Origin of the sequence: Pseudomonas onubensis, assembly GCF_965653655.1 — a bacterium.
In the GTDB taxonomy this organism is placed as follows: Bacteria; Pseudomonadota; Gammaproteobacteria; order Pseudomonadales; family Pseudomonadaceae; genus Aquipseudomonas.
Window position 1 is genome coordinate 54,942 of record NZ_CBFHAZ010000004.1, and the last position, 12,165, is coordinate 67,106.

Below are 12,165 nucleotides of genomic sequence, written 5' to 3' on the forward strand. Positions count from 1 at the left end.
TAAAGAGCGCCCGGTATAAACCGGGCGCAGGTAGCGCTTACCACTGGTAGCCCACGCCGACACCTACGCCCGCGTCGCCTTGGGTGTTGGTGGTGGCCTGCAGCTTGCCGACCCAGTGACCATCTTTGGAGATCGTCGACACACCGAGCGACAGTGCCGATTGACCCCGGTAGTTGGCGGCCCCCAGGGAAGTCATGCTGGCACCCGGTGCGTAAGGTTGTGGCAGGCTGGCCATGGCCATCGCGCCGGCGATCCCCGCGCTCAAGGTGTCGTCCTGTTTCTTCAGGTCGTTCTTGAGTTCGGAATAACGCTGATCGGTGTAGGCATTCGCATTGTTGGTGGCGCTCGCCACGCTCTTGTTGAGCTGGTCGAAGTTCACCGCGTCGGTGCCTTGGGTCGCGGCGGCCACGTTAGTGATCTGCCGCTCGCTGCCCACGGCCCCTACCGAGACGCTGTTGTCACGATCGGCCACCGAGTTGGCGCCCAGTGCCGCGCTGTTTTTCCCGGTAGCGCTGGCACCGTTGCCCACGGCCAGCGCATTTTCCCCGCTGGCCTTGGCATTGGTGCCGATGGCAGCGCTGTTGTTACCCGAGGCCTGCGAACCCGCGCCGCCTGCTATCGCGTTGGTACCGGTGGCTTTAGGCTTGGCCAATGCACTGCTGTTGTTCACCTGGAACATACCGTCGGTGCCGTTCTTGATATTGGTCACGTCGGTGTTGGTCTGGGAAACATTACCACTCAGGTTTTTGATCGAGGTATCGGTGTACTGATTGGCTTGTGCCACCGCACCGTCCAACTGCCTGACGTTGACCGCGTCATTAGCCTGCTTGCCGTCGGCAACATTACTGACGGTACGCGTGTCGCCGGTGGCGGCATTGCCCACCGACACAGTGCCGACGCTGGCGTTGCTGGCATTGGAGTACTGACCCGTGTAGGTCTCGGCGCCGCGACCGTTGTCGTTGGCGCCTTGGCCCAGGGCGACACTGCCATTGGCGCTGGCGACAGCACCGTTGCCCACTGCCACTGAGCCTGCACCCGATGCCGCAGCCTTGTTACCGGTCGCGACCGAAGCGTTACCGGATGCGACTGCAGCAGGGCCTGCGGCAATCGAATCCGTGCCGCTGGCCACCGAGTCGGCTTGAGTGGAGTTGCTGTGGAAGTACTTCACACCCCCGCCGTTCACAATGCTGTTGACGTTGTTTTCGACGTTCGTGACACGACCGCCCAGGTTGGTGATTTCAGTGGTGTTTTGTGCCACTTGATCACCCACCGCCGACAGCTGCGCAACGTTGACCGCATCGTTAGGCGCAGAACCTGCCGCCACCCCGGTAATCTTGCGGTTGCCCAACGCCGTGCCGACGCCGACTTCGCCCACGGAGTTCTGCAACGCCGTCAACCCATAAGCGCCATAGCCTGTTTGAGCACCGACCGTGGTGATCGAACCGGCACCCAGCGCCACGCTCGACGCATTGCTGGCTACCGCCCCGGCGCCCAATGCCAGCGACTGCTCACCCTGAGCCTGAGCTTGAGTGCCGATAGCGATACCGGACGTCAGCAGCACCTGGCTGTTTTGGCCCAATGCGATGCCGCCGGCTGCCGCCTGGCTGACCACTGCGTTATTACCGATGCCGATACCGTTGTCGCCATTGACCACAGAGGCCGGCCCAACTGCGATTGCATCCTGGCCTACGGCCAGCGAGTCTTGAGGGTTAACCGAGTTGGCATGGAAGTACTTGGTGCCAGTGGCACTGAGCGACCCCACGGCCCCTGTCAATTGACGCAAGGTCACCGCATCGTGCGCCTCGGTGCCGTCCGCCACGTTGGTCAACTGACGGTACTCGCCGGTTTTACCCACCGAGACCGCGCCGAGCAAGGTTGCATCCGAGGTGTTGTAGTTGATCGTGCCGCTACCCACGGTGATCGCTCCACTGCTCGGCGCAATGGCGCGGTCGGACACCGAGCCTTGGCCCAGCGCGACGCCGCCTGCTACGGCCACACTCGCCTGGTTGCCCAACGCCAGGCTGCCTGCGGTGCCTGCCGAAGCCCCCACGCCTGCGGCGAACGACTGCGCGCCACCGGCGGCCGCTTGCGCACCGATTGCCACGCTGTCGACACCGGTGGCGGTACTGTCTGCCAGGGTTGAGTTAGCGTGGAAATACTTGATGCCGGTGCCATTGTTAACGATGTTGTTGACCTGACTGCCAATGCCGTCGACTGCACTATTGGTGGCAAACAGTTGGCTGCCGTTCACCGCATCGGTGCTGGCGACCGAGACCTGGCCGGCTGCAACGTTGGTGATCTGACGCTCGTTGCCCAACGAGCCCAGGCTGAGTACACCCACTGGCGCCGTACCTGCGAAGGTGTAACTGGTGCCGTTGATCACGGTACTGGACGTAGCGTTAGCTGCGACCGTGGTTGCGTTGTTGCCCAGGGCGACCGAGTTATCGGTACTGGAAACCGCGTTGTGGCCGATAGCTACGCTATTGGTGTTTTGTGCTTGACTGGCCGAGCCCAGAGCAATCGAATAGGTACCCGAGGAATGTGCTGCGCTGTTCGGCAAACCAAACTGTGAAACACCACCGATTGCGATAGAACTGTCACCCGATGCTTGGGAGTTCATGCCTAGCGCGGACGAGTTATTACCTGTCGCCTGAGCACCGGTGCCCACAGCTGTAGCGTTCTGTGCAGCGGCATTAGCGGAACTGCCCAGTGCAACTGCGTATTGCTGACTGGCCGTCGAGGCATTGCCTATAGCAGTAGCTCCGTGACCCGTCGTAGTAGAGTGATCGCCAATAGCAACTGACCCGCCAAATCCGACGGGGCCGTTGGTGGTGGCACTTCTGCCAATTGCAATATCGTAATCCGTAAATGCATTGGCCGAGTCGCCGATGGCAACAGACTTTACACCGCCGGCATCAGCCAAATTACCCATTGCAATCGCACTAGCGGCCGTTGCCTGAGCCGCCGGCCCTATCGCCACACTGTCAACACCTGTTGCGACGCTGTCGCCCAAAGTAGAGTTGGCGTGGAAATACTTGATCCCCGCACCGTTGGTGATGATGTTGTTTATCGCCGAGGTGTTACCCGCGATATTGGTGGTGTTGGTAGCGATATTGGTTGAGTTGGTGGTGACCTGTTGGTTGGTCGCGTTAAGTTGCGAGCCGTTCACCGCGTCGGTGCTAGTGGCGCTCAGCTGGCCGGCCGCCACGTTGGTGATCTGACGTTCAGCGCCTGCGCTGCCCACACTTACCACGCTGGTTGGGGTTGCACCGGCGAAGGTGTACGCCGTACCGCCGATGGTTGCACCGGAGGTTGCATTGGCGGCCGCCGTGGTGCTATTGGCACCGAGCGCTACTGCACCGGCATTGCTGGAAGTGGCTCCCGAGCCCAGCGCGAGACCTTGAGTGGCCGCCACAGAGACGGTGGCGGTGTCGCCCAATGCGACCGAGCCGGCAGTGTTGGCTTGCGACGTATTGCCCAAGGCCACCGCGCCCTGCCCCGTGGCAACGTTGGTGTTGCCCAACGCTACAGCGCCTTGCCCATTGGCGGTGGTCTGGGCACCAATGGCGACAGACCGTCCGCCAGTGGCGTGCGCCAGTACACCCAAGGCAACGGCGCCGTCGCTATCAGCCACAGAAACATTACCAAACGAGACCGTACCGTCACCCGAAGCCACAGCGCCGGAGCCCGCAGCGACCGAGTTATTTCCCATGGTCTGCGTACTATTGCCGATAGCCACGGAGTTACGCCCCGCTGCGGAGGTCCCGAATCCGAGCGCCGTCGAAGCGACACCGCCCGCCGTGGCGTTCTGACCAAGAGCACTGGCGCCTTCGGCACTGGCATTGGCCAAGACACCCAAGGCGATCGACTCAGCGCCAGCAGCCTGACTTTGATAGCCGATAGCCGATGCATGCTGACCGGATGCCGTGTTACCAGAACCCAAAGCGAGTGCGGAATTACCTGATGCCAGCGAAGAAGTGCCGCCCGCAAACGAACCACTGCCGCTGGCCTGGGCATTCAAGCCAATCGCCGTGTCCGCAGTGTTCAAGGCCTGAGCATTTGGCCCTACTGCCGTTGAGTTCAAGCCCGTCGCCGACGCGTCAGCCAAAGTTGAATTGGCATGGAAATATTTAATCCCTACACCGCTGCTAATGTTGGCGATGGCCGTGCCCAGGCTGTTCACCGAAGTGTTGGTCGCGAACAGTTGGCTGCCGTTGACGGCATCGGTGCTGGCCGCCGAAACCTGGCCGGCCGCAACGTTGCTGATCTGCCGCTCGCTGCTGACCGAACCCAGGCTGAGTACGCCTACCGGCGCCCCGCCCGCAAAGGTGTAAGTCGTGCCATTGATGACGGTGCTGGTGGTGGCGTTGGCCGCGGCGGTGGTCGCGCCGCTACCCAGGGCGACCGAGTTGGCCGTGCCGGCGGTAGCGCCATTGCCCAAGGCCATCGCGTTGGTGGCCGTGGCGCTGGATGCCGGGCCGACTGCAACGCTGTCGGTGCCGGTAGCGGAGCTGTCTGCCTGGGTCGAATTGGTGTGGAAAAATTTGATGCCGGTGCCATTGGTGACGATGTTGTTAATGGCGGTGGTATTACCGGCAATATTACTGGTGTTAGTCGCAATATTAGCGGTATTGGTGGCGATGTTGGTGGTGTTTGTGGCGATATTACTTGAGTTGGTGGTGACCTGCTGGTTGGTTGCACTGAGTTGCGAGCCGTTTATCGCATCCGTGCTGGCGGCGCTCAGTTGGCCTGCCGCTACGTTGGTGATTTGACGTTCGGTGCCTGCGCTGCCCACGCTTACCACACTGCTTGGCGCCGCACCGGCGAAGGTGTACGCCGTACCGCCGATGGTTGCCCCGGTGGTTGCGTTGGCGGCTGCCGTGGTGCTGTTGGCACCCAGGGCTACCGCACCGGCATTGCTGGAGATGGCTCCCGAACCCAGTGCAAGGCCTTTAGCCGCTGCCGCAGAAACGGTGGCGGTGTCGCCCAAGGCCACGGAACCGGCATTGTTGGCTTGCGATGTATTGCCCAACGCCACCGAGCCCTGCCCTGTCGCGATACTGGTGTTGCCCAACGCCACTGCGCCTTGACCGTTGGCGGTGGTCTCGGCCCCCATAGCGACCGAACGGCCGCCAGTGGCGTGAGCCAGCACACCCAAGGCAACTGCACCGTCGCTATCAGCCACCGAGACATTACCCAGCGAGACCGCACCATCGCCCGAAGCCACGGCGCCGGAGCCCGCAGCGATCGAGTTATTACCCGTGGTCTGAGTACTATTACCGATTGCCACTGCGTTACGACCCGAAGCCGTGGTCGCATAGCCAAGCGATGTTGCAGCAACACCACTTGCGACGGAGTTCTGACCAAGCGAGCTGGCGCCGGCGGCGGTGGCCTTACTGCTGACACCCAACGCAGTGGACGCTTCACCACTGGCCACGCTTGAAGTACCAAAAGAAGAAGCGGTGAGGGCAGTTGCCAAGGCACCCGAGCCCAAGGCGGTGGCACCTGTGACAGTCGCCGACCCCGACACGCCCGCGACTGCGTTTGGCCCCAAGGCTACGTTGTTAGTGCCGTAGGCACGGCTCGCCCCACCCAGCGCCATAGCATTAAACCCAGTTGCCTGGGCGTTGGTCCCTAGCGCTGTCGTATTTCCGCCTGTGGCTATCGAGGCGTTACCGATCGCGACGCTGGAACCGGTGGCCGTAGACCCGCCGCCGGCGCCGATGGCAATCGAAAAAGCATCGGAGATCGCCGGCGCGGTGCTTCCGGTACCGTTGGCCGTACCATTGCCGACCTGGTCAAGCTGCACCGAGGTGCCGGCCATCGCGAAAGCGGACACCAACCCCAACGACAGGCCTGCGGTCATCGCCGCGGCTTTTTTCATGCCCTTGGAAGGACCGCTTTTAGTTTTTTTGCAGGCAAACTCGGAAGCCACTACCCAGCCACCCAAAGAAGCATTCCATACAATCGAAAAAATCTTATTCATCTTTTTTATTGGCGAACGCCAACCTCAAACAAAGAACTTCGAACATTCGAAACTCTGTATTTTTAATAATTAGTTTTCAGCAAACCCTTCATTCACTACGACGGCCAAAGCCGGCAATACGCTGCACAATTGAGCCGCTGAAGTATGTTTAACGTATGCACGCAAGATTGTTTTCGCATAGGCACCCGACTCCCTTCTGGACATCACCATTTAACAAATAACGCCTCGCCTCTGAGCGAGTCAGTTTTCGCCCGCACCGTTTGGATGAGTGCAGGCAATCGTTGTGCACAGCGCACTCGGCAGGCATAACGTTATATTTCACAACGGCTCGGTACGGTGCGATCACTCCACCGTCGATACACGCCGCTCATCCAGCCATTGCATCAGGTGAACACTGCTCATGGGGCGGGCAAAGATGAACCCCTGGCCCTCAGTACATCCCAATGCGATCAACTGTTCGCGTTGTTCCTGGGTCTCGATGCCTTCTATGACCACCGACATGCCCAGTGCTTTGCCCAACGCCAGCGTGCTGCTGATAATCGCGCAACTACGCGGTTCTTCAAGGAAGTTCTGGGCAAACATCCCATCCAACTTTATTTCGTTAAACGGCAACTGGCATAACCGTTGTAAAGAGGAATAACCTGCACCGAAATCATCGATCGATAACTTGCAGCCGATCATGCGCAGTTGTACAAGACTCTTAAGGCTGCTGGGTGTTGCTTGCAGCAGGCCGCTTTCAGTCAATTCAAACGTCAACCCCGAACCCGACAGGTTAAACTTTGTGAGCAACGCCTTGATCTTGCGGACCAGACGCTCATTCGCCAACTGGGTCGCCAGTACATTAAAAGCAATGTTCAACCCATGCCCTTTCTTGTTCGCCTGACGCTGCAAGAACAGGCTTTGACGCAGCTGATCCATTAGCAACTCATCCATCAAGCCACCCTCCTCCAGCGCAGACATAAAGTACGCCGGCGTCAACACGCCATGTACCGGATGATGCCAACGGGTCAAGACCTCCACGCCATTGACCTCACCGGTCTGTAACATGAACTTGGGCTGAAAGTAGGGATGAAACTCTTGATCGGTCATGGCACGCCGAACCTCGGCGACACTGGGCGGCGCGATTGTCCAGTGGGCAGGCTTTTCAACCACCGCCTGGGTCGTGTGCTTTTTCAGCAGCATTTCCAGCGCGGCGTAATGCAACGGCTTGCCGACGTCACCCAAAAACTGGATCTTCAGCAGCACCACCAGTTGCCGCGCCGTGCGACGCAGGTCCATGGGCAGCGAGCTGCTGATAATCACTGAGCGGACCAGGCCCAACTCATCGGCCTGCTGCAAAAACTCGAGCCCGTCCATGCCGTCCATGCACAAATCGCACAACGCCACATCAACCGGCCCTACCTTTTTGAGCAACGCCAGCGCCTGAACACCATTGCTGGCTTGAAACACCTGCGCACACCCCATTTTCTGCAGCATCGTCACCGCGATGGCACGCTGAAAGCGGTGATCCTCAAGGACAATGACACGCAGGGGGTAAGTGGACATCAAATGATACTCAGTGGTCGCTGGTGATCATATTGATGGATTATGTGAACCCAGCACCGAGGAAACCGCCCCTGAGAATGTAGGAAATTTCCCAAGAGTAATTTTCAGCGCTGAGTCCTACAGACTTAACAGTTGCTGGCTGGTAGTCACATCTCGCTGCGTGCCTTCAGCGCATCAGCGATGGCCATCATTTCTCGCGCCAGATGGGTGACGGATTGCTCCAGCGCCTCCGGCTCGGCTTCAACATCGGCGCGGCAAGCCAGTTCGAGCTGTTCACACGCCTCGATCAGCCACTTGGCCTTGATAATACGTGCGCCGCCCTTGACCCGATGGGCCAGGTCCTCAAGGCCCTGCAAGTCTTGATCGACATACGAAGTAGCGAGTTGCGCCATATCGTCGGTATTGCTGCTGGCCAAGTCCGCCAGCAACCCGTTCAAAGTCTGTGCATCGCCACGTGTCAACAGTGACAGGTTGGACAGATCAATACGCCCTTGCGGCATCTCTTCGCCGAAGCCTGAGGCGCAAGCCGTATAGTTGCCCGGCTCAACCTGTGCAAGACGCTTACTCAGCTCCTTGAGCGAGATGGGTTTGGTCAGGCAGTCGTTCATGCCGGCTTCCAGGCAACGCTGCTGCTCATCAGCATCGACACTGGCGGTAAAACCGAGAATCAGACAAGGCTCCAGGCCCAGTTTTGCTTCTTCGTGACGAATCGCACGGGTCATGTCATAGCCGTCCACAACCGGCATATTGCAGTCCGTGATAATCACGTCGAAGCGCCCACTGCGCCAGGCACTCAAACCTCGTGAACCGTCCGGTGCATCCTCACTGCGATGCCCCAGGTAAGCCAATTGCTGCGTCATTACCATGCGGTTCGCGGGGTAATCATCCACCACCAGCACATTCAATATGCGTAGCTGTTCGACCAGTTCATCAGCCTGAATATCCGCCACTTCAATCGGCGCCAGGATCGGCAGCTCGAAGAGCATTTCGATTTGCGTGCCCTTGCCCAACTCACTGTTGAGGCGCAACTCGCCCCCCATCATTTCGCACAAATTGCGGCTGATCACCAGGCCCAGGCCCGAGCCCCCCCGACCCGACTGGACGTTGTTGCTGCCCTGGGCAAAGGGGTGGAACAGGCGTTCCTGATCTTCTATGGAAATACCCGAACCGGTGTCCTCAACCAGCAGGCGCACCTTAAGAAGGTCGCGCTCATAGTTGGCATGGGCGTCGACGATCAAGCGAATCTCGCCTTCGGTGGTGAACTTGATGGCGTTGCTGAGAATATTGGACATGATTTGCTTGAAGCGCAGGGTGTCGAGTAAGACATCGCAATCGGCATCGGCTGAAATATGCGGAATCAGCACCAGTTGCTGTCGCTGGGCCATGCCCTCGAAAATGCTCAACAGACATTCGACCTGGACGCGCAGGTTGATACGCTCAGGCGCCAGCGCCATACGGCCGGACTCCATGCGCGCCACGTCAAGAATATCGCCGATCAACTCCAGCAGGTTATGTGCGGCATCCGACGCAACATCGATAGCCACACGATCCAGGATGCCTTGGTCGGCCTTCTTCATCGCCAGTTCCAACATACCGATCACCGCATTCATCGGCGTGCGAATCTCATGGCTCAGGGTGGCAAAGAACCTGGTTTTGGCACGGTTGGCTTCTTCTGCCGCGCCTCTGGCTTCGTGTGCTTGCTCAAGCAAGCGCTCGCGCTCGCTGATATCCAGCCAGCCGGAAACGATGCCGACGACATTGCCATCACTGCCGCGGTAAGGCAGCAACCAGTGATAGATCGATATTTCATCCCCCAACAGCGTGATGAGCCGACGGTCCCTGACCAATGGCTGGCCCGACTCCATCACCGCCATACACTCGTCGTGGTAGGCCCGACCTACCACAGGATCGACGTCTTTCATCTCGACGATGGTCTTGCCAATCACGTCGTCCGGCACGAACTTGAAAAAATCCAGATAGCTTTGATTGCAGGACACCATCCGCCCTTCCCGATTGCGCACATAAATCGGATGCGGCGTGCCATCAACCAATACATTCTGGAACTCAAGCTGATCGGACAATGCGGTTTCAGCCACCTCAAGGCGATTGATCAAGCGGCGTTGCCGTGCGATCCACCAGAGTGCCAGCAGCAGCAACAGCGCGGACGCCGCCAGGCCCTGAAGAATCGTGGCGCGGTGTTCAAACCAGTAGGCACTGTTGGTCAGCACTTCGTTGCGCCAACGGTTGGTCAACTCATCCATTTCATCCGGCGCAATACTCAACAGCGCCTTGTCGATGATCGAATGCAGTTGAGGTGACCCAGGGTTGATACCGAATGCAACCCGTGCAGGCTCGCTGCCGACTGTGGAGCTGATGCTCATTTTCCCGGAATAATCACGCGCCAGCAGGTAACGAGCGCTGATCAGCGGAACAATTGCCGCATCGACAGTGCCCTTTGCCGTCATACCCAGCACAGCGGTTGAGGCCTCCCCAGGCACTACCTGCACGCTTGGAAAATGCTCGGTGATAAAACGTTGTACCTGCAGGTTGTTGTGCACCACCGCAATCTTTTTTCCCGCCAGAACGTCGAGCGTCGGCACTTCTTGTGGCGTGCCAGGGCTTATCAATACCAGCGGCGTGGTCAGGTAAGGCCGGGTAAACAGCAATTCATTGCCGCGTTCAATGTTGGGAATGAACGCCGCCAACGCATCGGCGTTGCCGGCCTTCACCTCATCCAGCATGCGGCCGGGCGCATTGCCACGCTGCAGATCAAACTTAAGCCCGCTCAGCAGGCTGACCCTGGCCAGGACATCCGCCGTGATCCCACGGAAATTTCCGTTTTCATCCACGAAAGACAAAGGTGGCAGGTCGTCATTGACCAGTACCTTGACCACCGGATGCTGTTCGATCCAGTCACGCTCACCTTCGCTCAATTGCAATTGACGACGGGCTTGCATGTTGCCTGCGCCCGCGCTCCAGCGCCGCAGGATACTGGCGCGGTCATTGACTGAGATCGTGTCCAGCACCGTGTTGATGATGCGCGCCAGCGTTGGATTATCGGCGCTCATTGCAAACGAGAACTGGCTGGCCTCCACACGGGAAAAACCCGCCAGATGCACATTGTTCAAGTAGTTTTTGTTGATCAGGTAATTGGCGCTGATGTAGTCGCCCAGATAAACGTCAGCCTTGCCAAAGGCGACCGCACCGATCGCAGCCAGGTGTGTGGGGTATAACTGCACGTTAGCGCGCGGATATAAAGCCTGGACGGCATCCAGCGGCAGGTAATGGTCGAACATGGCGACACGCTTACCCGCCAGATCAGGCGCCAGGACGCTTTGGTCATTCTCGCGTACCACCAGTATCGACTGATCCCGCAGGTAAGCCCGTGACTGCACGAGCCCGGGATGGGCACGCTCGAAACGGCTGGACGTGCCGAGCATGTCGACGGCACCCTGCTTCAGTGCACCAATCGCATCAGTGCGCGAGGCATAGTGTTTAACCTCGACATCCACCTTTAACCGGCTCGACAGCATCGCGGTAAAATCGCCGGTAATCCCCTCCAGGTCGTCGCCGGTATTCATGATCTCGAACGGCGCATAATCGGGCTCGGAAACCCCAAGGATCAGGGTTTTCTTGTGCTGCAACCAAGCCCGGTCAACCTCACTGAGGTTCACCGCGTGGTCCTCCCCAGCCGTGCGGCTCAAAAGCTGCAGGGTGTGGGGGGCAGCCATCACCTGCAACGGCACCGACACCAGGCTACTCAAACAGCCCAGCACCAAGCCGAGTCTTACATAGGTATTCATTAAATAAGCTCGTTGCGTTTGGCAAACTCGGAGAGGTGAACAAGCGAGTTCACGTTCAGTTTCTCGATCAGGCGGGCCTTATAGGTGCTGATGGTCTTGTTGCTCAGCAGCATTGCATCGCCGATCTGCTTATTGCTCAACCCACTGGCCAATTGCTGCAGGATGGTCAGCTCACGGTCGGACAAATGCTGTATCAGTGCGCGCTCGGTGGCTTCCACATCGTTTCTGCGCACAGAGTTGACCGTCAGGTTCGGAAAGAACGTATAGCCCGCCATGACGGCTTTGACGGCCCGGATCAATTCACTCAGGTCATCCACTTTGGAGACATAGCCCGCCGCCCCCGCCTTCATGCAGCGCATCGAAAAAAACTCAGGCAATTGCGAGGTCAGCACCAGCACCTTTACCGGTATTTCCAGATCGGCGATCCGCCCCAGCACATCCAGCCCATCCAGCTTCGGCATGGCGATATCCAGTACCAGCAAATCGGGCAAATGCTCACGCACCAGTTGAATCGCATCCGCGCCGTTATCCGCTTCTGCAGCGATCACAAACTCTTCCTGTTTAAGGATCATTTTGACGGTTGAACGAATGAACGGGTGGTCATCCACGATAACGGCTTTATACATTTAGACCTCCAGACACTGCATGAGAATGTAAGTCATTGGCGTCCTGCCCTGCGAAAACTTCGCTCAGTGCATACTTACACGAATAGTTCCCTCTGATATCGGCGCAAAACCACCTTACATTAAGCCAAGCGGAAACTTATTTCATTAAATTGAAATATTGAGCCCACCCTGAAATATAACCTGCGCAAACCTGAACACTCACGAA

General features: G+C 58.6%; 4 protein-coding genes. All 4 read right to left on the reverse strand.

Annotation, left to right across the window (positions count from 1 at the left end; all coding sequences use genetic code 11):
- Positions 1-37: 37 nt before the first annotated feature.
- On the reverse strand, positions 38-5,986 hold the full coding sequence (locus ACTD9P_RS02690; RefSeq protein ID WP_438866581.1) for a YadA-like family protein: 5,949 nt from the start codon (positions 5,984-5,986) through the stop codon (positions 38-40).
- A gap of 342 nt (positions 5,987-6,328) precedes the next feature.
- Positions 6,329-7,531: an EAL domain-containing response regulator gene (locus tag ACTD9P_RS02695; RefSeq protein ID WP_438866582.1), complete on the reverse strand. Its 1,203-nt coding sequence runs from the start codon at positions 7,529-7,531 to the stop codon at positions 6,329-6,331.
- 146 nt (positions 7,532-7,677) lie between these two features.
- Positions 7,678-11,334: a transporter substrate-binding domain-containing protein gene (locus tag ACTD9P_RS02700; RefSeq protein WP_438866583.1), complete on the reverse strand. Its 3,657-nt coding sequence runs from the start codon at positions 11,332-11,334 to the stop codon at positions 7,678-7,680.
- The gene (locus ACTD9P_RS02705) at positions 11,334-11,960 is read right to left on the reverse strand and encodes a response regulator (protein ID WP_438866584.1); all 627 of its coding nucleotides are present in this window, start codon (positions 11,958-11,960) and stop codon (positions 11,334-11,336) included. The genes ACTD9P_RS02700 and ACTD9P_RS02705 overlap by 1 nt, the downstream gene beginning before the upstream one ends.
- Positions 11,961-12,165 lie beyond the last annotated feature (205 nt).